23 protein-coding genes and 1 pseudogene are annotated in these 26,558 nt (G+C 67.9%); 20 read left to right on the top strand and 4 right to left on the bottom strand.

Features of this window, described 5'->3' with window-relative positions; translation table 11 throughout:
• The first annotated feature begins 316 nt into the window (after nucleotides 1–316).
• From E4N62_RS12825 to E4N62_RS12735, 19 genes and pseudogenes are all read left to right on the top strand, one after another.
• The gene (locus tag E4N62_RS12825) at nucleotides 317–901 is read left to right on the top strand and encodes an NUDIX domain-containing protein (protein WP_230213995.1); all 585 of its coding nucleotides are present in this window, start codon (nucleotides 317–319) and stop codon (nucleotides 899–901) included.
• Nucleotides 891–2,021 carry an NUDIX hydrolase gene (locus E4N62_RS12820; RefSeq protein WP_230213994.1) on the top strand — a complete coding sequence of 377 codons (1,131 nt, stop codon included), beginning with the start codon at nucleotides 891–893 and terminating at the stop codon, nucleotides 2,019–2,021. The genes E4N62_RS12825 and E4N62_RS12820 overlap by 11 nt, the downstream gene beginning before the upstream one ends.
• An 86-nt stretch (nucleotides 2,022–2,107) precedes the next feature.
• The gene (locus E4N62_RS12815) at nucleotides 2,108–2,677 is read left to right on the top strand and encodes an NUDIX hydrolase (protein ID WP_230213993.1); all 570 of its coding nucleotides are present in this window, start codon (nucleotides 2,108–2,110) and stop codon (nucleotides 2,675–2,677) included.
• On the top strand, nucleotides 2,674–4,668 hold the full coding sequence (locus E4N62_RS12810) for an ABC transporter ATP-binding protein (RefSeq protein WP_230213992.1): 1,995 nt from the start codon (nucleotides 2,674–2,676) through the stop codon (nucleotides 4,666–4,668). The genes E4N62_RS12815 and E4N62_RS12810 overlap by 4 nt, the downstream gene beginning before the upstream one ends.
• Nucleotides 4,646–4,855, top strand: coding sequence for a hypothetical protein (locus E4N62_RS12805; protein ID WP_230213991.1), 210 nt, complete (start codon nucleotides 4,646–4,648; stop codon nucleotides 4,853–4,855). The genes E4N62_RS12810 and E4N62_RS12805 overlap by 23 nt, the downstream gene beginning before the upstream one ends.
• Nucleotides 4,856–4,963: 108 nt before the next feature.
• Nucleotides 4,964–5,806: pseudogene (gene hemC, locus E4N62_RS12800) on the top strand (hydroxymethylbilane synthase); the annotation flags it as partial.
• A gap of 96 nt (nucleotides 5,807–5,902) precedes the next feature.
• Nucleotides 5,903–6,682, top strand: a complete 780-nt coding sequence (locus tag E4N62_RS12795) for an MFS transporter (RefSeq protein WP_308184927.1) — start codon at nucleotides 5,903–5,905, stop codon at nucleotides 6,680–6,682.
• A 162-nt stretch (nucleotides 6,683–6,844) separates the two neighbouring features.
• On the top strand, nucleotides 6,845–8,230 hold the full coding sequence (locus E4N62_RS12790) for a site-specific integrase (protein ID WP_230213988.1): 1,386 nt from the start codon (nucleotides 6,845–6,847) through the stop codon (nucleotides 8,228–8,230).
• Complete coding sequence (locus tag E4N62_RS12785; RefSeq protein ID WP_230213987.1) at nucleotides 8,230–10,008, top strand: hypothetical protein; 1,779 nt, start codon at nucleotides 8,230–8,232, stop codon at nucleotides 10,006–10,008. The genes E4N62_RS12790 and E4N62_RS12785 overlap by 1 nt, the downstream gene beginning before the upstream one ends.
• Complete coding sequence (locus tag E4N62_RS12780; protein WP_230213986.1) at nucleotides 10,005–11,723, top strand: site-specific integrase; 1,719 nt, start codon at nucleotides 10,005–10,007, stop codon at nucleotides 11,721–11,723. The genes E4N62_RS12785 and E4N62_RS12780 overlap by 4 nt, the downstream gene beginning before the upstream one ends.
• Before the next feature lie 65 nt (nucleotides 11,724–11,788).
• Nucleotides 11,789–12,889 (top strand): tyrosine-type recombinase/integrase, encoded by a 1,101-nt coding sequence (locus E4N62_RS12775; protein WP_230213985.1) that lies wholly within the window; start codon nucleotides 11,789–11,791, stop codon nucleotides 12,887–12,889.
• Between the two features lie 14 nt (nucleotides 12,890–12,903).
• On the top strand, nucleotides 12,904–13,251 hold the full coding sequence (locus tag E4N62_RS12770) for a helix-turn-helix domain-containing protein (protein WP_374116973.1): 348 nt from the start codon (nucleotides 12,904–12,906) through the stop codon (nucleotides 13,249–13,251).
• A complete protein-coding gene (locus tag E4N62_RS12765) occupies nucleotides 13,248–15,659 on the top strand; it encodes a site-specific integrase (protein WP_230213984.1) in 2,412 nt (803 codons plus the stop codon). The genes E4N62_RS12770 and E4N62_RS12765 overlap by 4 nt, the downstream gene beginning before the upstream one ends.
• Nucleotides 15,660–15,682: 23 nt before the next feature.
• Nucleotides 15,683–16,534: a DUF3626 domain-containing protein gene (locus tag E4N62_RS12760; RefSeq protein WP_230213983.1), complete on the top strand. Its 852-nt coding sequence runs from the start codon at nucleotides 15,683–15,685 to the stop codon at nucleotides 16,532–16,534.
• Nucleotides 16,531–17,103: a hypothetical protein gene (locus E4N62_RS12755; protein WP_230213982.1), complete on the top strand. Its 573-nt coding sequence runs from the start codon at nucleotides 16,531–16,533 to the stop codon at nucleotides 17,101–17,103. Before E4N62_RS12760 ends, E4N62_RS12755 begins: the two co-directional genes overlap by 4 nt.
• Complete coding sequence (locus E4N62_RS12750) at nucleotides 17,100–17,531, top strand: hypothetical protein (protein ID WP_230213981.1); 432 nt, start codon at nucleotides 17,100–17,102, stop codon at nucleotides 17,529–17,531. Before E4N62_RS12755 ends, E4N62_RS12750 begins: the two co-directional genes overlap by 4 nt.
• 775 nt (nucleotides 17,532–18,306) lie before the next feature.
• The gene (locus tag E4N62_RS12745) at nucleotides 18,307–19,296 is read left to right on the top strand and encodes an acyl-ACP desaturase (protein ID WP_230213980.1); all 990 of its coding nucleotides are present in this window, start codon (nucleotides 18,307–18,309) and stop codon (nucleotides 19,294–19,296) included.
• A gap of 246 nt (nucleotides 19,297–19,542) precedes the next feature.
• Nucleotides 19,543–20,604 carry an NAD-dependent epimerase/dehydratase family protein gene (locus E4N62_RS12740; protein WP_230213979.1) on the top strand — a complete coding sequence of 354 codons (1,062 nt, stop codon included), beginning with the start codon at nucleotides 19,543–19,545 and terminating at the stop codon, nucleotides 20,602–20,604.
• Complete coding sequence (locus tag E4N62_RS12735; protein WP_230213978.1) at nucleotides 20,597–21,388, top strand: phosphatidylethanolamine N-methyltransferase family protein; 792 nt, start codon at nucleotides 20,597–20,599, stop codon at nucleotides 21,386–21,388. The genes E4N62_RS12740 and E4N62_RS12735 overlap by 8 nt, the downstream gene beginning before the upstream one ends.
• 80 nt (nucleotides 21,389–21,468) lie before the next feature.
• Here E4N62_RS12735 and E4N62_RS12730 read toward each other — a convergent pair whose 3' ends face one another.
• The 4 genes from E4N62_RS12730 to E4N62_RS12715 all read right to left on the bottom strand — a co-directional run bounded on the left by E4N62_RS12730 (nucleotide 21,469) and on the right by E4N62_RS12715 (nucleotide 25,388).
• A complete protein-coding gene (locus E4N62_RS12730) occupies nucleotides 21,469–22,698 on the bottom strand; it encodes a beta-ketoacyl synthase (RefSeq protein ID WP_230213977.1) in 1,230 nt (409 codons plus the stop codon).
• Nucleotides 22,695–22,967: an acyl carrier protein gene (locus tag E4N62_RS12725; protein ID WP_230213976.1), complete on the bottom strand. Its 273-nt coding sequence runs from the start codon at nucleotides 22,965–22,967 to the stop codon at nucleotides 22,695–22,697. Before E4N62_RS12725 ends, E4N62_RS12730 begins: the two co-directional genes overlap by 4 nt.
• On the bottom strand, nucleotides 22,951–24,105 hold the full coding sequence (locus E4N62_RS12720) for a hypothetical protein (RefSeq protein WP_230213975.1): 1,155 nt from the start codon (nucleotides 24,103–24,105) through the stop codon (nucleotides 22,951–22,953). The genes E4N62_RS12725 and E4N62_RS12720 overlap by 17 nt, the downstream gene beginning before the upstream one ends.
• A gap of 62 nt (nucleotides 24,106–24,167) precedes the next feature.
• Entirely contained in the window at nucleotides 24,168–25,388 is a 1,221-nt protein-coding gene (locus E4N62_RS12715; RefSeq protein ID WP_230213974.1) for an aminotransferase class I/II-fold pyridoxal phosphate-dependent enzyme, read from the bottom strand.
• 318 nt (nucleotides 25,389–25,706) lie between these two features.
• Here E4N62_RS12715 and E4N62_RS12710 point away from each other — a divergent pair, with 318 nt between their 5' ends.
• Nucleotides 25,707–26,549, top strand: coding sequence for a phosphatase PAP2 family protein (locus tag E4N62_RS12710; RefSeq protein WP_230213973.1), 843 nt, complete (start codon nucleotides 25,707–25,709; stop codon nucleotides 26,547–26,549).
• Nucleotides 26,550–26,558: the final 9 nt, after the last annotated feature.

Raw genomic sequence — 26,558 nt, 5'->3', positions numbered from 1 at the left:
GGAGCAGCTTGTTTCGGACAGCAGGGAACGCACGCCCTGGCCAGAACTGCGGTCGTGGCACCTCTTGCTGGATTGATGGGACGCGCCGAAGACTCCGAAGAACTACTACAACGAGTGGAAGCTGCGACAAGACGGCCTCGCCCAACGCCCTTACTGCGCAGGCTAGATAGACTCGTCGGAGTCCGGCAACGGGCACCCGGGTCGCTGCGGTCACAGGCGGCAGGTGGAGTGGATTCTTCATGCCCCGGGAGGCTCTGTAATGCCGTTTGCGTCCGCTTCTGCGCTTCGTCCGCGCGACGGAACCCTCTCCGTTCCTGTGCCCACCAAACCGGCCGCCTGGCTCGCGACGGAGGCGCATGCTCTTCAGCGGTCCCGCCTCTGGGAAGCCGTCTCTTCGCTTCCGGCACTGTCAGCCCTCCTCCGCCCGTTGCGACATGCCGGCACGGAGAATCTGTTGCCGTATCGCTCCGTGATCGGGCTTCACTTGGTGTTGGTCCAGGAGGACCGGGTGCTGCTCGGCCTTCGTGCCGGCACCGCCTGGTGCGACGGCTGGTGGCACGTCCACGCGGGTCATCTCGAAGAGGGGGAATCCTTCCTCACGGGCATGGTGCGTGAGGCTCGCGAGGAACTGGGCATCGCCCTCGCCGAGGAAGACTTGGTGCTCGCGCACACTGTCCATGACCACGACCCCAAGACGCGCGAGAGCCGTCTCCAAATTTTCTTCACCGCCACGCAGTACGCCGGGCGGCCTTACGTCGCGGAACCGGACAAATGTGCGGAGCTGCGATGGTGGTCGCTCTCGGCTCTGCCGGAGAAGCTGGTGCGTTACACCCGCCAGGCCCTGGTCTGCATTCAGCGGGGTCAGAGCGCGAGCACGGTGGGGTGGCCCGATGCCTGCTGACGACGGGCGCGAACCTGCAGGACTGATGGCGCCGCGGGACTATGCGCGCTCACGCGCGGCCTTCTGGGGTGGCGCCGCGGTGCTGTTCACCGATACGGAGGGCAAGGTCCTGGTCCTCGATCCGGCGTACCGGCCGGGCAAGCTCCTTTTGCCCGGCGGAGGTGTGGACCAGCCGGAGCGGCCCTCGGACGCCGCGGTGAGAGAAGTGGCCGAGGAGCTTGGGCTGTCCGTCCGCGTACACCAACTGTTGGCAGTCGACTGGGTCAGCAAGGCCAATCCGGAGTACGCAACGGTATATGGCTTTCCTGGTGAAACGGTCTCCATCTGGGACGGTGACGTCCTGGAGGAGAGCGACATCGCCCGGATTCGCTTGCCCGAGAACGAGATCACTTCGTTCCACTTCCTTCCGCCGGCGCAGGCCGCACGCCGGATGCGCCCGATCGAGAGGCGACGGATGCTCGCTGCCTTGCGTGCCCGGATCGACCGTGCCGGACCCGCCGTGCTGGAGGACGGTGAGACCATCGGGCTCGGACAGGCACTGCAGCGATTGGACGTCGTCCCGCGTATTGCGATCGGCTACCAGGACATTGCCTGGCACCCGGCCATGGAGCCCGCTGCCGGCCTTCCCGTGAAGCAAGCGTGGGTGTGGGCTTTCGACCCGCTCGGCCGGGTCATCGTCCTCGTGGATCCGCGCGACGGCCATGTCGTCTTGCCAGGCGGAACGGTCGAAACGGACGACGACGGGCCGAAGGCGGCAGCACTGCGTGAAGCCGCCGAAGAGGCGGCTCTGCGCCTGCACGATGCCGCCTACCTCGGCTACCTCCTCGATCCGGACGGTGCGGTCTACGGCCCAGGCACCGGGGCGAACGCCCGGGCACGGTACATCGCACGCATCGACTGCCTGGGGCCGACGGCACCGGATGTCGCGACCGGCATCACCTACAGTCGGCTGCTGGTCAGCCCGGCGCAGGCGAGCGAGCTGCTCGGCCTCGGACGCGCCGGAGCCGAACAGGCCGAGTACGCGGCCCGAACGGCGGCAGCCCGCTGGGGAATTCCGCTGAGCCCGCCGCAGGCCGCGATCGAGATCCCCCATACGGGCATGGCGGCCCTCCTGCCTTGACGTCCGCACGTGACGCGCACCTTCGTGCCGGAGTCCTGCCGGCGCGACGCCCTGCACCGCCTTTCTGGCCCTGGAGGAGGACTCTCATGTCCGGCGAACCTGACACCACCGAGCAGGCTGTCGGCGGCCCTGACCGCGTGGTCACCGACGAGCAACGGGCGTACTGGGCCCAGGTCGAGGCGCCCATGGCCTCTTGCACTGCCCTGATCACCGATGCCGACGGCCGGATTCTCGTGGTCGACCCGACCTACAAGGACGGCTTCGACATGCCCGGCGGCATGGTGGAGGCTGGCGAAACGCAGATCGAGGGCCTGGAACGTGAACTGGCCGAGGAATTCGACCTCACCGGAGTGCCGATCGGCCGGTTCCTCGTCCTGGACCAGGTCCCCGCTGCCCGATATGGGCGGGCCATGGTCGTGACCGTGTTCCACGTGGGTCCCCTCACCGACCAGCAGACACAGTCCCTGTGCTTCGCGGACGGGGAGATCGGCGCCGCCGAGTTCCTCCCCATCGAGGAGGCCCTCGCGCGGCTGCCGCACCGACTTGCCCGCCGCATCCAGGCGGCGCACGCCGCACTCCTTGCCGGTGTGCCGGCCGTTCTGATCGACGGCAAGTCCCACGTCCTGTCCAGCTCGGCCGTATCGGAGGCGCGATGAAACGGCTCCTGAAACGGGTCTGGAAGACGGAACAGACCGTCTCCGAGTCTGAGGTCGTGCTCTTCGGCGGGGCGCTGCGCTACGACTTCGGATGGGTGCGCCACGAGTACGCGCGATTGGACACCAAATTCGGGCAGGCCGCCCGGATGGTGCCGGCGCTGGTGGGCAGCACCCTGCGCCTGGCCTGGCAGGCGGACCGCCGTGCCCTGGCGACCATCGGGATCGCCGAGGTGGGCCAGAGCATCACCCAAGCCGCCGGGCTGCTGGTCACCAACCAGGTGATCCAAGCCCTGCTCAAGGACGGGGACAACGTCTCCCGGCTACACGCCGCACTGCCGGCCCTGATCGCCGGCTGCATCATCGCCGTGGTCGGCACCGTCCTGGCCTGCCTTTCGACGGCGGGCACTGGGCGGCTGGAACCGAAAGTCGAGAGGCTGGCCACCGAACAGTTCCTGGAGGGCGCCGCCCGCGCGGAACTCGAGGCCATCGAAGACGGCGAGTTCCGCACGCTCCTGGACTCGGCGTACTTCGGCGCCCAGTCATCCCGCACCATGATCGGTGTCTGCGTGGCCGTGGTGAACGGATTGTTCTCCCTCGTCGCCGCGGCTGGCGTGGTCACGGTCCTCAGCCCCGTACTGCTGCCTCTGCTGCTGCTCATCGCGCTGCCGCGTGGCTGGGGCGCCATGCATGTGGCCCGGCGTCGTTACGCCTCCCGGATGCAGTGGATCGAGCACGAGCGGGCCAAGCGCTTGGTCAACAACCTCATCACCGCCCGGGAATCTGCCACTGAGATCCGCGTTCACCAGGTTGGCCCCTTCCTGCTCGATCACTTCCACGAGATGGGCCAGACCGCAGAGGCCGAACAGACCCGCCTCGCCGACGGCCGCGCGGTCACCGAACTGATCGCCGCGGCCATGGCCGGCCTCGCGTCGGCGACCACGTTTGCCGGCCTGGGCGCTCTGTGGCTGACCGGCCACATGAGCGCCGCCACGGTGGCCACGGCCGCGCTCGCGATCCGCACCGGCTCAGCAAGCCTCGGCGCCCTCGTCGACAACATCCTGCGGCTGCACGAGGAGTCCCTCTACGTCCGCGACCTCGACCACTTCCGCGACGAAGCCGAACGCCGGGCCATCCCCACAGGTGGCCGGCCCGTGACCGACTTTCCCGACCAGGTCACCTTCGAGAACGTGTCGTTCACCTACCCCGACCGCGACACTCCCGCTCTGCAGGAGGTGACCCTGACCTTCCCGCGCGGGGCCGTCATCGCCTTGGTCGGCGCGAACGGCAGCGGCAAGTCCACCGCGGTGAAGCTCCTCGCTGGGCTGCACCGGCCCACGGCCGGCCGCGTCCTGTGGGGGCAGACCGATCTCGTCGAGGCCGACCGGGTGGACATCTTCCGGCACGTGGCCGCTCTCGATCAGGGCTTCCAGCGCTGGCCCTTCACCCTGCGAACCAACATCCAGATCGGCCAGCCGGAACGCAACGCGGACGACGACATCGCCCGCGCTGCCGCCTACTCGGGCGCCGACAAGCTCGCCGACACTCTTCCCCGCGGTCTGGGCACCCTGCTGGCCCGGCAGTTCCGCGGAGGCCAGGAACTGTCCGGTGGGCAGTGGCAGACGGTCGGGCAAGCCCGGCTGCGCCATCGGCAGGCGAGCCTCGTCATCGCCGATGAGCCCACCTCCGCCCTCGACCCCGAGGCCGAGATCGAATCCTTCGAACGCATCCGCCGCCTGGCCGACGAAGGCAAGACCGTCGTGCTGGTCAGCCACCGCATGGCCGGTGTCCAGCACGCCGACATCATCTACGTCCTGGACGAGGGACACCTCGTCGAGAGCGGTTCCCACCAGGAGCTCATGGCGCGGCCCGATTCCCAGTACCGGCGCATGTACCTCATGCAGGCCAACCAGTACGGCGGCGCCGCCGCACCGTTGGTGCTGCCGACTCCCTCGGCCAACGGCGAATCACATGCCGCCAGCACCCTCGACTGACACCCACCACCCGCCGCGCACCACCCGGCCCGGTGCGCGGCGGCCCAGCAAGTGGGCCGCCGACCCGCTGTGGAGCACGCTGCGCGACCTGCTGGGCTGCCTCGGCGTGATCGCGGCCGGCCTCGCCATCACCACGATCGTCACCCTCCTGATCTCCCACTTCCCCGACCCCAGGATCCGTCCGTGACCCACCTCCCGCCCCGACTCGTGCTCGGAACCCGCGACTCCGACCTGGCCCTCGTCCAAGCAGCCCACGTCGCCGGACTACTCGAACACGCCTTCCCCCCAAGTCGCCGTCCACGTCGCCCCGATGAAAGCCGCCGGCGACCTGCACCAGGGACCTCTCGCGCAGATCGGCGGCAAGGCCGCCTGGGTACGCGAGCTGGACCGGGCGCTGGCCGCCGCTCGTGTGGATGTCACCGTCTCGTGCGCCAAAGACCTCCCAGGGCCTCACGAGCGCGGCACCGACACCATCGTCGGCGCCGTCCTGCCCCGCGAAGATGCCCGGGACGCCCTTGTCCTCCCTGCCGGGCAGCCCGTCGCCACCCTGGACGACCTCCCCGCCGGAAGCGTCCTCGGCACCAGCGCGCCGCGCCGCATCGCCCAACTCCGCACCCGCTACCCCCACCTCACCATCCAACCGGTGCGCGGCAACCTGGTTCCCCGCCTCGCCCGCCTCGACGCCGGCGAAAGCGACAACCCACTCGACGCCCTCGTGGTCTCCTATGCCGGACTGCGCCGGGTGTCCCAGGCGGACCGTGCCACACAGCTCATCCCGGCCTTGGTGCTGGCCCCGGCCACCGGTGCGGGCATGCTCGTCGTCGAGCAGCGCAGCGGCGACACCATCGCCGCCCACCTCCTCGACGCCATCAACGACCCCGCCACGGCACGGCTGCTGGCCGTCGAGCGTGGCGTCCTCGCCCAGCTCAAAGGCAACTGCCAGACCGCCTGCTCCGTCCACGCGCACTACACCGACAAACCCGGCCGGATCAGAGTCGACGCCGCCGTCTTCCACCCCTCCGGCTGCGACGCGATCCACGTCGCAGCCACCGGACCGGCCGACGACCTCGGCGGCCTCGTGGAGAACATCACCCAGCTGCTGCATGGCGAAGGAGTCGAACGACTCCTGCCGCGCTGACCGCGTGCGGCCCTGGTCGGCAGTGGGAGCCCACCACGGGAGGCGACACCGAGCGACGGGCCGTAACAGCCTGACTTACGAGAGGAGTTCACCGACGTGCCGCGCCGATCCGAACCCGACGCCGAAGGAAGCCTGTGGCGAGACAGAGAATTCCGGAACTATGCCTTCGCCCAGGGCATCAGCGTTACCGGAAGCGGCGTGACCACGATCGCGCTGTCCGTCCTGGCCGTCGTCGAACTGCACGCTTCCACCTTCAACGTCGCGCTGATCGCCTTTGCCTCCAAACTCCCACCCTTGCTGTTGTCCCTCCACGCTGGCGTCCTGGCAGACCGTCGCCGCAAACGACCCGTGATCATCACCTGCGATCTGCTCTGTGCCGCCGTCCTGCTCACCCTCCCCACCGCGCAACTCCTCGCCCGCATCACCCTGATCCACCTGTACGCGGTCGCCTTCACGGTGGCTGCCCTGCAGGTGGTCGGCAGTAACGCGTCCATCAGCTACCTGCCTTCCCTCCTCGGCCCAGGCCGGATCAAGGACGGCAACTCCAAGATGGGCGCCAACAACTCCCTGGCCGACCTGATCGGCACTAACTCCGGCGGTGTCCTCGTCACCGCACTCGGTGCGGCCCCCGCCGTCACCGTCGATGCCGCCTCCTACCTGGCCAGCGCCCTGCTCCTGTGGCGTATCAAGCACCGGGAAGACCCGCCTCCCGCCCGCCGGGCGGGCACGAGCCACTGGGCGGAAATCCGCGAGGGCCTCACCTACACCCTTCACACCCCCGTCGTGCGCTCGATCGTGCTGTCGAATACGGCCACCTCCTTCGTCCTGGCCGCCAGCAGCGCCCTGTGGTCGCTATACCTGCTTGTTCCCGCTTAACGACGGTGTTGCTTACCGTCTGATACCACGCCTGACCTGCTCGTTTGCTTGTTGCACTCAGTCGGGTTGCATTGATACTCATCGGCCATGCACCAATCGACGTACTCATCAGCAGGCTGGGAGTCCTGGGGACTTGCGTTCAGGCCGGCAATCCCGGAGGGGATGCCGTTGCTGTTCGACGACGACCTCCTCTTCGAGGACAGCAACGGCGTCCGTCCGACCACCGTGATCAACTGCTGGGCTTGCGAGCTGCCGGCGAATGGATGTCCATCGCCGAATTCGTGGCCCTACTACGTGCGTACGGTGCGGGAGTGGCTGGAGTTCATATCCGGGCACGGGGTCGCCCTGTTCGACACGCGGCGTCGTCTGAAGGCGGCGTTGGGCGCGTACTCCGTCTATCGAGCCCAGGGGCCCATCAAGCATCGCTTCGAGGCGTCCACGTGGAACCAGAACATGGGGATTCTGGCGGGGTTCTACAAGTGGGCGAAGGAAGAGGAGTACGCAGACTCTGAGCCGTTCACGTACCGGCAGGCGGTCTGGGCCTTCAAGGGGCAAGTCCGTCGCGGGCGGGTCAACCAGTCACGGCGGCGCCAGGCAAAGCCTCATGTGACGATCAAGTATCTCGACGACGACTTCTCGGACATGTTCCTGAAGGGGTTGGCGGGCCTGAGCCCCGACGGGGAGCGAGATCTGCGCTACGGAGGGCGGGAGTTGGCCCGGAACTCGGCGGTCGGCCGAATGATCGTCTCCAGCGGGCTACGCAGCCAGGAGTACACGTACCTGCTGGTTTGCGAGGTGCCCGTGCTTCCCTCGCGACGGACCGCAGTGCCGGTGTCGTTCCCGGTCCCTTCCGGGATCACCAAGGGAAGCAAGTACCGGGAGTCGTGGATCGACTACGACTCTCTGGCTGAGCTGCACTCCTACATCGCTCTCGACCGGGCAGCGGCGACGTTCGGATCGTCGTGGAGTCCGCCGGCCCGGTGGGGAGAGCCGCTGTTCGTGACGGATGCCGACCAGCGGGGCGGTCGTGTCAACGGGGTTCGTGTGCAGTGGAGTTCTCTCGTCCCTGACGAGCGGCGGCGTCTGGTCGCCCCGGAGGGGGGTTCGATGCTGCTGTCAGTGTGGGGTCAGGGACGCCCGTTCACCGGATGGTCCACGGTCTTCGCCAGGACCTCCGACCGCATCCGCGAGCGTTACGAGCCGCGCTTCCCGCACGTAAATCCGCACCGGCTGCGTCACACCATGGCCATGGCGACCATGGCGCGGCTGATGCGTGGCTGGTACGAGCAGGCTGCTCGACAGGTCTGCGACACCGACGACGATGCCGCCCTGGCGCACTACCTGCGGACCCAAGAACCGCTGCTGATTCTGCGCGATCTGCTCGGACATACCAGTTCACTGACCACGGAAGCGTACCTCCACCGTGTGGACGTACTCCGCCTGTTCACGTCCCTGTATCGGCGGGTCGGCAAGGAGTACGGGCTCCTGGACGAGGACGTCGAGCTGGAGCTCGAGACTGAGTTCGACGACGTACCGGCGGTGGTCTGATGCCGGCCACCATCACCCATGATCCGCTGGGTGTGCACTGCATCTTCAGCGACGGGTCGGAGTACCGCCGTCGCCTACGCGTGCGGCGGCCAGTGGAGCTCCCGGGGCTGGCACGCACGCTGCTGGAAGGCGCTACGGATCTTGTCCATCCGCACGGGCAGGTCGACAGCGCGGGAGGCTTCGAGCTCTACCTCACGGCCGTCCGCGGCTTCACCGACTGGCTGGTCGAGTTCGGGTTCTCCGGCGGGGCATCCGACCTGACGCGCGCGCTCCTTGCCCGGTACTGGCGGCAGGGGGTGCGATCCTCCCAGGAGAGCGCGCTGCGGGCGATGTTGCGCTGCGCGGATGACCAGGATCAGATTCTGGCGCCGGATGTGCGCGCGTTCGTCGATGGCCGGCTGTTCAACACGGGCGAGAGGTACGGCTCGCACCAGCCGTACAGCGAGGCCGAATGGGCTCGGCTCATCCGAACCTGCCGGGACGAGGTCGATGGCGCCTTCCGCGCGTTCCGCGCGGCCCGTGAGCACGCTTCGTCAGCTGACGGTCCAGGGGCTTCTCTCCGTCGGCGCACTGCCCATCACTGGCTGGTGCTTCACAACGGGCCCGACCCTCTCGTCAACGAGATGGCAGACCGCGGCTCGTTCCCCTTCCGGCAGAGATACGGGGTCGGTCTTCGCGCGGTGCTGGATCCGCTGATCCCGACCCTGGATGTGATCATCGCCTATCAGCTGCTGTTCGGCGCCTACACCGGGGTCGTTCCGGACGGGATCGCGGACCTGGGACTCGACGACATCGAGTGGGCGGGTGACGAGAAGATCCTCCTCAGCTACGTCAAGGGCCGCACGGCGGCAGAGAGCCTTGCTCTGTCACGTCAGGCCACTCGCCTGCTGGAACAGTGGCTCGATCACTCCGCGGTGGCCCGCCGCTTCGCGCCCGAGGAACTGCGCCCCGAGCTCTGGGTGCGTTTCACGCCGAGTGGCACATGGGCGGGTGAGCGGTGGCTGGCCAAGCCGGCCACGCGCCTGTCCATACTCGCCTGGGTGGAGCGGCGCCAAGCTGTCGACGAGGACGGGCGCCCCACGCAGATGACTGGTGACGACGGTCTGCCCCTGTTCCTTCACCGGCACCGCATCCGCACTACCCACGACGCGCTGAAGGACCGGTCACACTGGCGCGGCAGCCGCCGGTCCACGCTGGATCCGAACCGGTCTCCCGGCGTCGAGGGGGACCACTACCTGACGAACACGACGCCGGCTCAGCGCGAGGCGGTGGAAGACATCATTGCCCAGGCGCAGGAGGACCTCGTGCGCCGGGCGCTGCCGCCCTTGGTGCTGGCCACCGCTGAGATGGCCGATCTGGTGGAGAACTATCCCGAGCACATGAAGCGGCTCGGCCTGGATGACAACGCCTTGGCGCAGCTGCTGTCCGGGGAACGCGACGTATTCACCGCGGCGTGTGGAGACCAGTTGTCGGGGCTGCACGGGCCGAAGGGCAAGCCCTGTCCGGCACGCCCGTGGGTGTGCCTGCTGTGTCCGCTGGCCTTGTTCGCGCCCCGCCATCTGCCGAACCTGCTGCGACTACGGGCGTTCTTCTCCCGCCAGTGGCAGCAGATGACCACCGCCGAGTTCATCCCCGTCTTCGGCCCGTACGCCCACCGTCTCGACGAGATCCTGACCCCCGGCCGGTACTTCTCCGAGCACGCGCTACGGGCAGCCGCTGCCGAGGTCACCGACTCCGATGTCGAGCTTCCCCTGCGACCTGAGGAGCAGACCGTATGACCACCCTGCACCGGCCCACGGGCCTCGCGGCTGCCTTTTCTCGTTCCGTCTTTCGAGGTGAAGACGTGTGCGCTGCGGCCTGTCTGCCGGTCCACGGCGCGGGCCCGCATCCTCACTTCGACGACGCAATCTGGGACTTCACCGGTGTCATCGGGCTGCCGCGGTACCTTGCGCGCTACGCGCGGATCTTGTCCTTCGTCGAGATCCTCAATCCTCAGTGGAGGGAACTCGCAAAGGAGTTCATCTTCGCCCGGCTCGCACCGGACCACCCCGCTGTGCGGGAACTTGCCCACGCCTATCGAACGCCGGTGCTGATTGCCACGGTGCACGGGCGGCTGACCGTGCTGACCGGCTGGCTCAACTGGCTCACGGAACAGGGCGTGGACAATCTCGGAGAGGTAACCCAGCAGCACTGTGATGCCTACCTGGAACTTCGCAAGAAGGTACGGGACAAGCACGGCGTCGTGATCCGCGACAGCAGCCCCGGCTACCGCATGGATGTAGTGGCGGCAATCCAGGAGCTGGGCTACTACAAGGAATTGTTCTCAGCCGACGGCTACGTGTCGGCCTTCCGTCCGTGGGGGCGACGCACCGCGTACTCCGTCGCCGGGATGGTCCGTCGGACGGGCAACACGACACCGCCGCTGAGCAACGATGTCTTCCAACCGCTCGTCGCGGCGGCCCTGTACGTGGTGGAGGTGCTGGCGCCGCACGTCATGGAGCTGCAGCAACAGTTGCAGGAGATGGCGCCGAACCGGCCGGGCCGCAACAACCGTGAGCGTCCGGACTGGAGGGTCGAGGTCGTGCAGGCCATTGACCGCCACGTACAGGAGGCTGATCCGTTCGATGTCGCCCTCGATCACGTCGTAGCCGAGCGGCTGGCGGACGGCTGGGATCCGGACGATCCGCTGCTGCGGGTGAACCTGATCTCCCTGGCCCACGAGACCGGACGGCGCGCCTTCCACTACACGTGGCTGCCCACCCTGCGCGGTCGCCTGGAGGAGGCCGTCGGGGAAGTCGGCCTGTCCAAACGCTGGGGCCGGGCGGCTGCTCTGGTAGAGCGTGCGGACGGACGGGGCAGTGTCCCTTGGACCCTGCCGATGAACACCACCGAGGCCCGGCTGCAGCTCTCCCGGGCCCGCACAGCCTGCCTCATCGCGCTCGCCGCACTGACCGGAATGCGGAAGAGCGAACTGGCTGAGCTGACCCACGACTGCCGCCTGCCTCCCGAACAGCTCGGCGAGGGCCGCGTCCGCTATCGCTTGAAAGGCAAGGTCATCAAGGGCCGGAAGCTGGGTGGTGAGCACGATCAGTGGGTGACCATCAAGCAGGCGTACGACACTGCCGGTGTCGCAGCCTCGCTCGCCGACCCTGTGAAGAACAGCGGCCATCTGTTCAAGTCACTCTCTTTCTACACCCCGTACGAATGGTTCCTGACCTGGGTCAATGGCCCAGAGGGCCGTCGCCTTGGGCTGGCGCCGATTCCCGAGGTGCCGGTCAGTCTGCGGATGCTACGGAGAACCCTCGCAGTGGAAATGGCGCACCGGCCCGGTGGTCTGCTGGCCGCCAAGATCCATCTCAAGCACATTTCCGTGGTCACCACCGAGGGCTACGCGGACCCTCGGGAATTGCATCAGACGGGCGAGAAGTCGCAGGTCGCAAGTTCAGCGCGACGGCCTGAAGGACTCCAACGCTACTACGAACTGACCTTCTGAACAGGCATGTTGCCAAGAAGAGCCCGTCTAATGCATGATTTGCCCTCCAGAAGGGATGGTCTGGAGTGGTGCATCAGCAGAAGGTGGCCCTTGCCGGGGCAGCTCAACTGGAGCTCGTGTCCGGGGTCGTTCAACTGCGTCCCGAGGACGCGATGTTCGACGCGATGCTGCGGGGCTGGAGGGCTCAGCAGAAGTCGCGCGGGCTGAAGGATGAGACGATCGACCCGCGGGAACGCCTGGTCCGCCGGTTCCTCGAGTTCGCGAACGACTACCCGTGGCAATGGACGCCCCACATGGACGAGTGGTCGGCCTCCTTGGCGAGCGAGAAGCATCTGGCGCCGTCCACGATCCGCAGCTACCAGGGCGACGTTCGACTGTTCAGCGAGTTCCTCATCGACGGCCGCTACGGGTGGGGGACGGCTTGCGAAGAAGCCTTCGGCACCCATCCGGTGGCCATCGCTCACGAGTGGAACACCCTTCCCCACCTCCAGGATTACGAGGGCGACCCGGAGGCCAGGCCCTTCACTCGCGAGGAACTGCAGCGATTCCTCGACTACGCCGACGACCAGGTCACCCGCGCCGTGAAGTCCAAGCGCAAGGGCGCCCTTGCCGCCTACCGCGACGCCACCCTCTTCAAGGTCATCTACGGCTGGGGCCTTCGCCGGACGGAGACCTCCAAGCTGGATGTCGTCGACTTCGGGCGCAATCCGCAGGCTCGGCAGTTCGGCCGGTTCGGCACGCTTAACGTCCGCTACGGCAAGGCAAAGAAGGGCCAGCCGCCGCGACGACGGAACGTGCTGTCGGTGATGGACTGGGCCGTCGAGGCGGTCGCCGACTACGTCGAGAACGTCCGGCCGCGCTTCGGATTCCCCGACCACCCAGCACTGTGGATCACTGAACGCGGAGGGCGTCTGCAGCCCGGCTCCATCAACGACCGGTTCGAGGCATACCGCGATGCCCTAAAGCTCCCGAAAGACCTAGTTCCGCACTCAATTCGTCATTCTTACGTCACGCATCTGACCGAAGACGGAGTGGACCGGCGCTTCATCCAGCAGCAGGTCGGTCACGAGTGCGACAGCTCCACGGCCATCTACACGCACGTCAGCGACGACTTCATGAACACTGCCCTGAGCAAGGCCCTGGCCCCGGCGTTCGCCGGCGCCTGACGAGGAAGGACCCGATGATGGCCGCCAAGCTCGACTACCACTGGCACCTGCGCAAGGTGATGGCGGACCGCGGGATGTTCTCCACCACCGACCTCCTCCCGCAGCTGAAGGAACGCGGCATCACACTCTCGTCGAGCCAGGTCTACCGGCTCGTCGTCGAGCGACCGGAGCGACTCAGCCTGAAGATCCTCATGGCCCTGCTCGACATCCTCGACTGCACCATGGACGACCTCATCGAGCCCATCTCCGCGGCCAGCTCCGCGCCGAAGCCGAAGAAGGTTGCGGCGGGCGGGACTTCGGTCTCCGAAGGGCTCGGTGAGCTGCGGCCTCGACGGGCCCGCATCAGCGGAGTCGACCGGTGACTGGCCTTGCCGAGGAGGTCATCGCGGATCCGGTCGGCCTGATCGTGCGGCTGGTCGGGAACGTCGATAGGCACCTGGGCGCCGACCGCATCCGCGACATCGTCTGCACAGTCGTACGCGGACGAGCCGGCCGCCGCAACCTCGCCCAAGCCCTGCACGACGACCCGTCACTTCTGCGGACCGGGCAGCCGCCAGCGCCCTACTGCGTCGCGAAACTACTGATGGCCCTGCGCGACGCCGGAGCTCAGGACGTCGCACTGCCCCGCTGCGGCGAGTGCGGCCGCGCATGCCACTACGTCGGCAGCAGCACCGGAGGACGGTGGGGATGCTCACCCTGCTTCGACAAGCCCGCCGTCTGCGCGGGCTGCCACGAAGAACGACGCGTCACCAGCCGGGACCGCAATGGCGAGCCCCGTTGCGCGAACTGCCCCGACGCCGACGGCGACCCGCTCCAGGAACTCACCAAGCTCATCACACGCCTTGACCCTGCCCTGGACACCAACGCGATTCTGGCCGCGCTCGGACGAGCCACCGTCCGGCCCGCCGGACAGCGTCGCCTGGCCTGGGCCGTCGTCGCCCGCCCCGAGCTGCTGACCGGCGCCGGTTACGAAGCTCCCGCCCCGGCGGCCCTGCGGTTCATCGACGAGCTCGTCGAGGCCGGGGCGACCAAGGTCGTCCGGCCTGCCTGCCCGCGCTGCCACGAGGTGAAAGCGCTGTCCAAACTGCTGGAGGGCAAGCGGATCTGCCGGGCCTGCTTCTCCCACCACGCGGCTGTCCCCTGCTTCGGCTGCGGAGCCGTTCGTGAGCCCGCCACCCGCGACTCCGAAGGCCGACCGTTGTGTCCGAACTGCATGATCAGACAGCCCGCGAATCTGGAGGAGTGCGTCGGCTGCGGCCGACGTATGCCTGTCGCAAACCGGCTGCCCGACGGCCCGCGCTGCAACAACTGCCGCCCGAGGATGACCGCGGAGTGCGGCATCTGCGGGAGGACGACGCTCTGCGACCTTTCTCGGGCCACTGGCCAGCCGTGGTGCGAGCGATGCCAGCACCGATGGGTGACCTGCAACGGCTGCGGCACCGTCGCCCAGGCCCGCGGCGGCACCTGGGAGGCGCCCTTGTGCGCGAAGTGCACCAACCCCGACCCGGACTTCTGGGGCCGCTGCCCGGTCTGCACCACGACCTGGCAACTCAGCCCCCGCCCCTGTCAGCGATGTGTTCTCGACCGGCAAGTACGCGACCTCCTCGGCGACGCCACCGGCGCCATTCGGCCCGAACTCGCCCCGTTCCACAAAGCGTTGACGAGCGCTGAGCGCCCGGACGTCGCTATCGCCTGGATCACCCGCTCGAAGGCCCGGGATCTCCTGGAACACATAGGACGCGACGAGCGGCCCGTCACCCACGAGGTCCTCGACGAACTACCTCCGGGCAAAGTGCTGGCCCACCTGCGCAGTGTCCTGGTCGCGACCGGTGCCCTCCCGCCTCGCGACGAACGGCTCCTCGCCTTGGAGAAATGGATCACTGAGACCGTGCAGGCCCGCACCGATCTCGCCGAGCGCCGGATCCTTCACGGCTACGCGGTCTGGCACCACATGCGCCGGCTCCGACGACGCCTGGGTGAGAACCACACGACTCGTCTCCAGGATCTGAACGTCCGCTGCCACGTCGCCGCGGCCGGCAACTTCCTCACCTGGCTCACGGGTGAAGGGCTCACGCTGGGAACCTGCACCCAGCCGGATCTGGAACGGTGGATGGCCGATGCCACGGTCAGCTATCGCGACGAGACAGGCCACTTCGTGCGCTGGTCGGTACAGCACCGACATGCCCGCGACCTGACCTACGGCACCGTCCGCTGGACCGGCCCGCTCAGCACCATCGACAGCGAGAAACGCTGGGCCGACGCCCGCCGCCTGCTCAGCGACGACACACTGCCGACCCCGGACCGCGTCGCGGGACTGCTGCTGATCCTCTACGCGCAGAAGGTCGCCACCATCAGCCAACTCACCGTCAGGGACGTGAACATCGACGGCGACACCGTCGCGATCGCGTTCGGCACATCGCCGGTCGTTCTCCCCGCACCGCTGGCCAGCCTGGTCCGCGATCTCGTCGCGACCCGCCGCGGCAAGGCCAAGATCGGCACGCCCGACGACGTCCCCTGGCTGTTTCCGGGTGGCCATCCGGGGCGCCCTCTCACCGACAGCCAGATCGGCAAGCGCCTTCACCGCATCGGAGTCCGGCCCAAACAGGACCGATCCACCGCGCTGTTCACCCTCGCCACCGAAGTCCCCGCAGCGATCCTCGCCCGCATGCTCGGCGTCCACATCAAAGTCGCCGTCCAGTGGCAGCAAGCATCAGGTGGGGACTGGGCCGCCTACGCTGCCGACGTCAGCCAACGCAGACGCACACGTTGATCAGACTCGGGCACACTGCGCTGATGAACGCTGATCCCGCCGCCTCCCCGCAGGAACAGGCCATCCGCCACGTCGCCTCGCTGTCGTCCGGGGCCCCGGTCGACCCCACGCTGCGGGTAACCCTGAACTTTCACCCCGACCGCACAGTGCGCGGTCGGCCGATCCTGCTCGCGTTGGCCGAGGACGGCACCTATCACTCGCAGTTCGTCACAGGCACCAGCAACGGCGGCCTGACGCCGCACCCCGGCGGTGACCGATGGCGTTGGGAGAGCCGGATCTTCGGAGGCGCCTATGACCACACACCCGCACACGAGCGACCTGTCTACGGCGCGTTGAACTTCCGGCGCAAGCCGCTCGGCGGGGCGCCTCGGTTCGGCTCCGCGCACCTTCGGCTGACTGCCGAGACCCTCACCCGAGCCACGTTCTGCTACCCGGACAGCTTCTTCGGACCAACGGCCTTCGGAGTTGCGGCCAGCTTTTCCCTCGTGGAGCTGGCTGAGAACGACGGCCAGGACGCACTCGACGACTACATCGAGGCACAGGTGCACGGCCCACTCATACTGGCCCGCGACGTCGAGGCACTCGTCCTAGACCCGAGCTATCGGGGAACGGATGTGGAAAGGGCCGCCTGCCGCCTGCCATGTCGGCTCGACTGGCACCCGGGACTACGACTCACCGTCGAAGAACTCGCACGCCACCCGGACTACCGCGGCCAGGAGTACGTCGACCTGGGCACGGAGATTGCCGTCGACGGCTACCTCAATCCCCGGATCATCGGTGACGCCGCACGCACCGGACGCCATGACCAACAGGCGCTCAAGAAAGTGTGGCACTGCCTGGCACGCTTCGGAACATCCGAGGAACGCAACGCGTGATCAGGCATGCATTCGGACAGTTCCAATACCCGACTGCACCATTAGGCAGCTACGAGTCCGGGTTCCTTGACGAGTACGCCTTCGAGGACTGGCTCTACCGACTGGAGGGCCTGGCCGAAGACGAGCAGGCCCTCAGCCACGGCGAGCACGTCAGCGGACCTGCCGCCGACGCCTACCGCTACCGAGTCACCGCAGCCAGCCGCGAGTTCGCCGGCCGCGTCCTGACCAGCGACCGCCAGGCCCGCGACCTCCTGGGCAACCAACTCCTGCAGATCCATCACGGCATGGGAATGACCTGCGTCCTCAACCCGCAGACCGCGGCCTGCCAACTCCGCGGAACGGCCGACGCCCCGATGGTCACCCCAGACACCGACGACTGCCAGCCCAAGTGCGTCAACCTCGCCCGTACCGACCGCGACATCGAACACGTGAAACAGCACGCGCGAGACCTCGCCGAGATCGTGGACGATCCGCTGGCCCCGCCGATTCGCCACGCCCGTGAGCGGCACGAACTGACCCGCCTCAAGAAGATCATCGACGCTCACGAGAAGGAACGCGGACAGCGATGACCAAGTTCTCGATCGAGAACGAGACCGACCCGGTCCGGCGAGCGATCATCACCGCGATGAACCGGCTCTTCGCCGGCAAGCCCCAACGATCCAGCGGCCGACTCAATGTCTCCCAACTCGCCATCGAGGCCAACGTCAAACGATGGCACCTGACCCATCAACACCTCGATCTTAGGGACCTCTTCCAAGCCCACGTCACCCAGGCAGAAACGCAGAGGGCGGCAGACTCCCAGGCCACGGACGCCCTCACCGAACTCCAGAAGAAGCACGCAGAGCTCCAGGCACACTGCCGATTCCTGGAAACCCGCCTCCACACTTACGCGACCGTCCTCAACTTGCTCGCCCATGAGAACGCCGCGCTTTCCGGACAAGGTGCGGAAACCACGAACGTCCGCGCCCTGCCTCGCCCCTCGCCCCACCTACCGTGATCTGCGGCGATCACAACCGCATCCCTAGAGATCACCCGAACGAGTCATGGGAAGCACATGCCGGCGTCTATCAGTCGCGGTCCAGGTGGCGTTGAGCGGTCCGACGCGGCGGTATCCCGTATCGATCGGTCCCAGTTTCTGCGCCGGCGTCGGATGGTCCTGGGCTGCCTGACGTGTCAGCACACCCCGACGATCGTTTGCGGTACGGAATGACTTCCTATCCCGCATAACCGCTCCCTCTGCGGTAGGGCAGGTTGACCACTTTCCTCAAGCGATTCGCTACAGCAAAACAAAGTAATGGAAGTCAGCGGCCCGTACCCTGCGTCCGCACCTGCCTCAGCAGCGTAGATCGTCGGCCGTACGAATGTAGAGAGCCACGGCAGAAGACACGGCGCGGCGGGTTGTGGGCCCGCGATCACAGCCACACCCGGCAGTCGCATACTGCGTTTCCCGCTGGTGAGGGCCTCGGGGGTAATGGTCATTCGTCTGGGTGGTGATTGGGTCCTGAGCGGCTTTCGTTGCGCTAAATGGGGGACGCGCCCTCTAGCGTGCATGCGTGACGACTTCGATCAACCCACCTCGTGAGGCGGAGCGGTCGTCCGTGCCCCCGGACGGCACCAATACCTGACACACCATGTCCGTACGACGCCGCAGGTTTGACGGGGCAGCCCGTCGCCCCGACGCCCCGGTCACAGGGAGGCGGATCCAGCCCTTCCCTGCGGTCGACTAGGCCCAGTCCCTCTCATGGAGCCAAGACCGGCTCTGCGATCAGCCCATGACGACGCTTAACAACCCTCAGGAGATCACTGTGACTGACACCGCCCCAGTGGCGAGCGGCCATGAGCCTGGCTGGCTCATGGACTTGGAACCCGTTGTTGAGCAACTGCTCGACCGGCACCTGCGTACTTCGCGGGAGTGGTTCCCGCATCAATACGTGCCGTGGGGCCAAGGGCGTGACTTCGACGGCCCGCTTGATGGCATCCCCTGGCAGGAAGCCCAGTCGGCACTGGCGCCCACCGCGCGGTCGGTGCTGATGCTCAGCATCCTCACCGAGGATAATCTTCCGTCCTATTTCCAAAGCCTGGAGTCGATCGGGCACGCTCCGGCCTGGCGTGAATGGGCGCACCGGTGGGCTGCGGAGGAGGATCGGCACGCCACGGTAATGCGCGCGTACGCCCACGCCACCCGGGCGCTCGACCCGGTAGCCCTGGAGCGTCTGCGCATGCAGCACATGGCGACGGTGGCACCGGAGCGTCCGACACAGGAGGAGGGGCTGGCCTATGTGATGGTGCAAGAACTGGCCACCCGGGTAGCCCACCGTTCCACAGCGGCCAACTGCGGCGAGCCCGTCTGCGAGCGTCTTTTCACCCGGGTCGCCCAGGACGAGAACCTCCATATGCTGTTCTATCGCGACCTGTTCCGCGCCCTGCTCGACTTCAGACCAGACGCCGCGATGAACGCCCTGTCCCGCACTGTGCGGCACTTTGCCATGCCGGCTCGGGATCTTCCGGAGGTTACGAGGCTGTCCAACGAGGTGGCTGCCGCAGGCTGGTACGACCTGAAGATTTACCGGGACGACGTTCTCAAGCCCCTCCTGCGATCGCTCGGCGTCATGGACCGCCCGAACCTCAGCTCGTCTGCCGAGCAGGCCAGAGAACGCATCGCCTCGATGATGACGTTTTTGGATCGCACCGTCCGCCGCATGGAGGATCGCAGGGCGGCCGCGGATGAGGCGCGCGCTGATAGCCGAACTCCGGTGGTTTAGCAGCGCGTTCAGCAAGGTTGTTGTCGGCGCCCCGGCAGCGCGTGCGCCGACTACCCTCGAACAGGCACCAGACCCGCACCGACGTAACGCGTGACGGCATCTGTTGGCCGGTGTCGTGTACTGCTTCTGCCTCGGTGATCCTGACTGGTCAGGACCCAGGGATGGTGGTCATTCGTCTGGGTGGAGATTGCGCTATAAGCGGCCTTTATTGCGCTGAATGGGGGATGTGCCCTCTAGCGTGCATGCGTGACGATCTCGATCAACCCATCTTGCGAGGCAGAGCGGCCATTTGTGCGGCCGGACATGAGCGGAATATGCGTGGCGGTCACTGGGGCCACGGGGTTCGTGGGCCGACACCTGTGCCGCCGGATCGTCGAGTGCGGTGGCCGAGTGACAGCACTGGTGCGGCCGCAGTCCGATCGGCGGGTGCTGGACGGCTGTCCGGTCGATGTTGCCGTGGTGGACCTGGTCACAGGCTCGGGGGTCGCGGAGGCGGTCTCGGGCGCGGATGTGGTGATGCACCTGGCGGCCGCGGTACGAGCCGGATCGCGTGCCGGCTTCAGAGTGGCCAACACGGTGGCGACGGGGGTACTGGCAGGCGTGCTGGCGACGTCGGGAGCGCCGCCGCGGCTGGTCGTGTGCTCGTCGCTGGCGGCTGCTGGTCCGGTCCTCGGGCAGCGGCGGGCGCGGCGTGCGGAGGACCCGCCCTGCCCGGTGTCGTCGTACGGGGCCAGCAAGTTGGCCGGGGAGCGGGAGGCGCGGCGCTTCGCGGAGCGAGTGCCGACCGTCATCGTGCGTCCGCCGATCGTGTACGGGCCGGGTGATGTGGCGTTCGTACCGCATCTGGCTGCGACGGCCCGGTCGCGGGTGGCGCTGCGGCCAGGCCCGGCGGCCCGCGTCTACTCGGTGCTGTACGTGGACGATCTGTGCGACGGGCTGATCGCCGCGGGCTTGCAGGGGCGTACCGCCGGTCCGGATGAGCTCCACAGCGGCGTCTATCACCTGTGCGACGGCGTTGAGTACACCCTGGCTGACCTGGTGCGGACGGCTGGTGCGGTGCTGGGCTGCGGCAGGCCGCTGGTGCTGCCTGTGCCGTCGGCCGTGGTGCGGGCGGCCGGTGTGGTGAGTGAGGCGGTCGGACGGTTGCGGGGCGAGGTGCCGGTGTTCAACCGGGACAAGGCGCGCGAGGCGGTGGCCGGCTCGTGGACTGCCAGTTCGGACCATGCGTACAGGGATTTCGGGTTCCAGGCCCGGGTGGGGCTTGAGGACGGACTGCGAGAGGCTTTCAAGGAGATGCTTCATGGCTGAGACCACCGAGCTGGCGCCGGCACCTGCGGGCGCGCCGTCGCTCCACGCGGCACGGAAGGGGCTGGGGCAGCTGGCGGTCGCGGTCATCGGTATGTCCGGGCTGCGCCTGGACCAGCCCGAACGCCGTGTGCTGCGCGCCTTGGTCTGGGCGTGCGTGGTGGCTGCCGGTTTCGCGGCGGAGCAGCAGTTCCGCGCCGCTGCGGGCAGCGGCGCGGTGCGATGGGCAGCGGTCGCGTACGCGGTGGTGATCGCGGTTCTGTACTACGGCGGCCTGATTGCTGTGCTGGACACGACGGTTGCCCGCCGCTTCACCCATGCCGTCGGTGAGGCGCGGGCGGTCGAAGGGTTCGACTTCGTGCTGGGGCTGCTGTTTCTGCAGCAAGGCTTGTGCCAGGGGTTGCTGATGGCGGCCTTCCCCGGCCAGTTGCCCGAAGTGGGCGTCGAAGGTCTGTGGGTGGTGCTGGGCGTGGTGCTGGGCATCGTGGGCTTCGGCACGAAGCTGTGGGCGACCTGGCTGACCGGCCTGAACACCTACTACTGCCGGGACATGTTCCTGGGCCGGGCCACTGCGACGGACGGCTACGTCGTCCGCGGGCCCTACCGCTGGCTGCGTAACCCGATGTACGGGGTGGGCAACCTGCACGGCTACGGCGTGGCGCTGTGCTACCGGTCGGTGGCGGGGCTGGTGTGCGTGGCCGTGTTCCAGGTACTGATCTACGTCTTCTACTTTGTGCGGGAGAAGCCGTTCATCGTCCGCACATACCTCGGCGGCACCGCCGCCTGAAACACGTTGTGGGGCCGCCCCGCTGACCGGGGCGGCCCCACAACGATTATTCCCCTCTGGCACGTACCAGACTGCGGTCGCTAGTCAGCGGCCCGCAGGATGAGTGCGGCGTTGGCTCCGCCGAATCCGCTCGCCGTGGTCAGCACGGTGCGCAGGCGCGCGGACCTCGGGGCCTTGCGGACGATGTCGAGGTCGATGGCGTCGTCTTGATGGTCGAGGTTGGCTGTGGGTGGGATGGCCTGATGCTTGAGGGTCAGCAGGGCGCTGGCGGCCTGGATGGCGGCTGCCGCCCCCAGGGCGTGTCCGATCGAGCCTTTGAGGGCTGTGACGGGCGGAGGTGCGGCGGAGAAGATGCGGTTCAGGGCGCGTGCTTCGGCGATGTCTCCGGCCTGAGTCGAGGTCGCGTGGGCACTGGCGTGATCGATGTCGGCAGGCGTCATGCACGCATCGGACAGGGCTGTCATGACGGCCTGTTGCAGGCCACGACCGTCGGAGTGCGGGTTGACAGGATGATGGGCGTCAGCAGAGGCGCCGTAGCCGGCGACGGTGCCATGGAAGGCGGCACCGCGGGCGCGGGCATGGTCGAGGTTCTCCAGCACCAGGACGGCGGCACCTTCGCCCAGGACGAAGCCGTCGCGGTCACGGTCGAAGGGGCGGGAGGCCCCAGCTGGATCGTGCAGGCGGGTGGACAGCGCCCCCATGCGGGCAAAGCTGATGGCGGTGACAGGGGAGCGGCCGGATTCCGCACCGCCGGCCAGCACGACATCGCAGGTACCTGCGCGGATGAGGTCACGGGCAACGCCGATGGCGTGACCGCCAGAGGCGCAGGCACTGGTGACAGTGAAATTGGGGCCGCGGTAGTCAAGGTGAGCGGCAATCTCTCCGGCGGCCATGCTGGGCAGGATCCGTGGCAGGAACAACGGGGACACCAAGTGGTGTTCCCCGCTCCGGAGACGGTCGCAGACTTTGTCCACGCCAGTGAAACTGTCGGAGGCGACCCCCAGGACGACGCCGATGCGGGTGGGGTCTGCCGCCGCTGGTGTGAGGCCGGCATCTGCGGCGGCCTCTTGGGCGGCGGTCAGCGCGAAGTGCGTGAAGGCATCGGTACGCCGCACCGTCCGCCGCGGTAGGTGATCGCAGGCGTCGAATTCACGAACGGGGCAGGAGAGGTCCACCGGCAGCCCCGTCAGGAGCGGATCGTGGGCGGAGCTGAAGGACTGTCCTGAACACAGGCCCTGCCAGGTCGCGTTGGCGCCGACGCCGGCCGGTGTGATCATTCCGATGCCCGTGACGGCGACATCGCGGGTCACTGCGCCGCCGTAGTGGACGGGGCGACCGCAGCGTTCGAGGACTGCTCGGCCAGTGCTTGCACCAAGTCGGCGATGGTGGAGCCCTGTGCGAGGTCCAGGTCGTCCGCCAGGTCGACTCCGTGGCGCTCGGCGAGAACGACGGCGAATTCGACGAGGAGCAGTGAGTCCATTTCGATGTCCAGCAGCGTGCTCTGCGGAGTGATTTGTTTCTCGTCCACCCCGGTGACTCCGGCGAGGATCGAGACCACGGTGTCATACGTGAGCGGCATGGACAGCCTCCTGTGCAGTATGGGTAAGAGCCGTCAGACATGAGCACGGCTCGCTGTGTCGCACGCAGCGCGCGTACAGGCGGTGGCGTTTGTGGACCGTGGCGCCGAGGGCGGCCAGCAGCTTGTTGGCGGCCTCGTTGTCCTCCAGAACCCAGGAGACGTCCAGGTCGTTCCAGCCACGCATGAGGGCGCTGTCCACGGCGTCGGCAATCAGGGCGAGCGTGGTTCCTTGGGCACGGCTGCCTTGAGGGACTCCCAGGGCCATCACGCGGCCGCGGGTGATAGCGCGGCGGCCCCGCCACACGCGCCAGGCCCCGATCGGCCAGCCGTAGCGGGTCAGGTGCCCCTGAGCGGGCGCCAGGGCCTGGTTGAAGTCCGGCAGCAGGACGCTGAAGCCGACGGGTCTTCCCTCGTGCTCGATGATGCGGACGCCGGTGGGGGCGAGCAGCCGGATCTGCCGAGCCAGGTAAGTGAACTCCGCGTCGGTCGCCGGCGCGAAGCCCCAGTTGTCCTGCCAGCCCGCGTGATACAGCTCCCGCACGAGATCGGACTCACTGCGGAAACGGCGCCAGTCCACTGCCCGCACCGTCAGGCCGCGCTTGCGCCGCAGCATGCCGCCGTAACCGGCCCACGCCGTGAGCTTGCGGCTGGTCGGGGACAGCCGCCACGACAGCAGGTCCTTGACCGGGGAGAAGCCGCCCGCGGTGAACAGGTCCGCGTAGTAGGGAGGGTTGTAGGGCATGCCGATGAGGGGGGTGTCGTCGAAGCCCTCGACGAGCAGTCCGCACTCGTGGTGCATGTTCGGGTTCATCGGCCCGATCGCGGTGTGCGCGTCCCGCTCCCGCAGCCAGGCCACTGCCTGCTCCAACAGGGAGCGCGCCACGGCAGGGTCTTCGATGCACTCGAAGAAGCCCACGTGGCCCTGGCACTGGCTGGCTGTGCCTTCAGGGCCGATGATGGCCGCGACCCGGCCCACCGGCACCCGGCCGCGGCGGGCCACGAAAAGGCCGACGTCGCTCTGGCGCAGGTAGGGGTTGCGGCGCGGGTTGAGGAACCGACGCCGCTCCACTTCGAGCGGGGCCACCCAGTGCGGGTGGGCCCTGTACAGCCGGTAGGGCAGCCTGATGAAGTCATCCATGTCGGCGCGGCTGCGGACCATCACGACGTCTACAGGGCCTTGCGGGGGCCGGGGAGAGCTCATCAGGCGGGACACGGGATCGGTTCCGCTGCCACACCAGTCGCATCGCCGGACGGCAGGAGTTGGCCCACGACCTCCAGGATGTGGTCGATGTGCGCTTCGGTGTGGGCGGCGGTGATGGACAGGCGCAGCCGGGACTGTCCCGGCGGGACGCCCGGCGGGAGGAACGGCGTGACAAACACACCGGCCTCCAGCATCGCCCGCCATGTGTGCAGGCACTGGTCGGCGTCGCCGGCCGGGAGCGCGACGATGGGGCTGGACCAGTTGGGACGGACGTATCCCAGCTCGGCCAGTCCGTCGTGCAGACGGTCCGCCAGTCGTGCCAGTACGGCGCGCTGTTCGGGCTCGTCGCGGATGATGCGCAGCGCGGTGAGCGCCGCCGCGGCGGTCGGTGGCGGCATGGACGCCGAGTAGACGGCAGCATGCCCGAACACACGGCAGTATTCGATGAGTTCGGTACTTCCGGCGATGAATCCGCCGCCGGCACCGAACGCCTTGGAGAAGGTCCCGGTCAGTACGTCGATCTTCTGCTCGCAGCCGAGATGTTCACCGGCTCCACGCCCCGCTGAGCCCAGGACACCGATGTCGTGAGCCCCGTCGACGATGAGCATGGCCGCATGACGTCCGGCAAGATCGGCGATCTCCGGCAGTACGGCCAGTTCCCCGCCCAGCGAGAACGCTCCCTCGGTCAGGACCACCGGCGACAGACGCTGTCCCTGGGCTTCCTCCAGCAGCCGCGCCAGGTGGCCGGGCGTGTTGTGCCGGAACCGGCGGTTCTTGGCGGATCCCAGCCGCAACGCATCGACGAGAGAGGCGTGGATGTGACGGTCGGCGATGACCACACGGTCCTCGCCGAAGAGACAGGCCAGGGCGAGATTGGCCTGGAATCCCGTCGTGGCCAGCAGCACCGCCGGCCTGTGCAGGAAGTCGGCGAGTTCTTCCGCCAGTTCCGCGTGCACCGACCACGTGCCGGTCGCCAATGGTGAACCGGAGCAGGAGGCGCCCAGGTCGCGCGCTGCGCCCGCCGCCGCCTCGCGTACCCGCGGATCCAACGCCAGGCCCAGATAGTCACCGGAGGCCGCATTGATCGCCCGCATGCCCTCGACGAAGACTTCTCCCGGAGCCGGCTGCCCGGTGATCCGGCGGAAGAACGGATAACCGCCGGTATCCCGAGCCCTGTTGACGGCGGCCCAAGAAGCCGCCGCTCCACTCACATCTGACATCGCTTACCTGCCCTGTCACAGCGTGCACTCCAAGATCGCGGCAACCGTAGCCCATTGGAGTCATGTGACGACAAGCTGTAATTGTGAGTGTCTCCTATCCGGAGATCTGACACTCAACGCAAGGACATACGAGGTCCCTTGACCACATCCGACCAGCGGAAACCTTCCCAGCATCGAGGGCCCGACCCCGCGCCGGCAGCTGCTCGCCCCCTGCTCGAAAGGCCCTCTCTCCCCGCGCAGCTATCACCCATTCGGACCACGCCGCAGATCGCCCACCGATCCCACACCCACCCGGCAGCCAGGCCCCTGCTGAGGGCCGTGGAGAAAGTGACCCTCGGGTACCTCCTCCTCTCTGCCACGGCAGTGGTCCTGGGCCGCGAGGACGTACCGCACGCCGCGTGGCTGACCGGGGCCTACGCAGCCCTGGCCGGCCTCGTCCTCGCCTGCGCCGCGGCACACCGCTACTGGGCGTCGCCAGCGCTGGCAAACGTGCGCGCGCTGTACCCGCTGGCCTGCGCACCGCTGCTGTTCTCCGCGTCCGGCCCCCAGTCGCTCGCCCTGCACGGACGCCTGCTCGACGACGTCATGCTGGCCTGGGAACAGCACCTGTTCGGCGCCTACCCCAACCTCCTGCTCGGCGCCCTCGCCTCCCGCCCCCTCACCGAGGTGCTCAGCCTCAGCTACAGCTCCTACTACCTGTACTTCGTGCTGCCCCCGGCCTACTTCCTCGCCAAGGGCATGCACCAGGCCCTGCACCGCTACGTCCTCGCCCTGTGCCTAGCCCTCTACCTGTGCTTCCTCGGCTTCATGCTGCTGCCCCTCGCCGGCCCCATCACCGCGCTCGCCCCGGCCTTCACCCCCGACCAGTTGCACGGCTACCTCGCCCAGCCCCTTCAGGCGCAGCTGATGGCGAGTGCCGACCCGCCCGGCACCTGCTTCCCCTCCTCCCACGTCGCAGGCGCCTGGGCAGCGGCACTCTCCGTACGGGCAGCCCCCGTACCGCACCCCGCGAAGCGGCTGATGATCGCAGCCACCGCGCTGCTCACCGTGGCCGTGGTGTACTGCCGCTACCACTACGTCCTCGACGCCGCCGCGGGAATGGCGACCGCCGGACTGGCCCTCGCCCTCACCAGCCGGCTCACCCACCGCGACAGCAACTGACCGCTGCCG

Origin of the sequence: Streptomyces sp. MNU76, assembly GCF_020982545.1 — a bacterium.
Lineage (GTDB): Bacteria > Actinomycetota > Actinomycetes > Streptomycetales > Streptomycetaceae > Streptomyces.
This window is presented reverse-complemented; position numbering and strand designations above follow the sequence as displayed.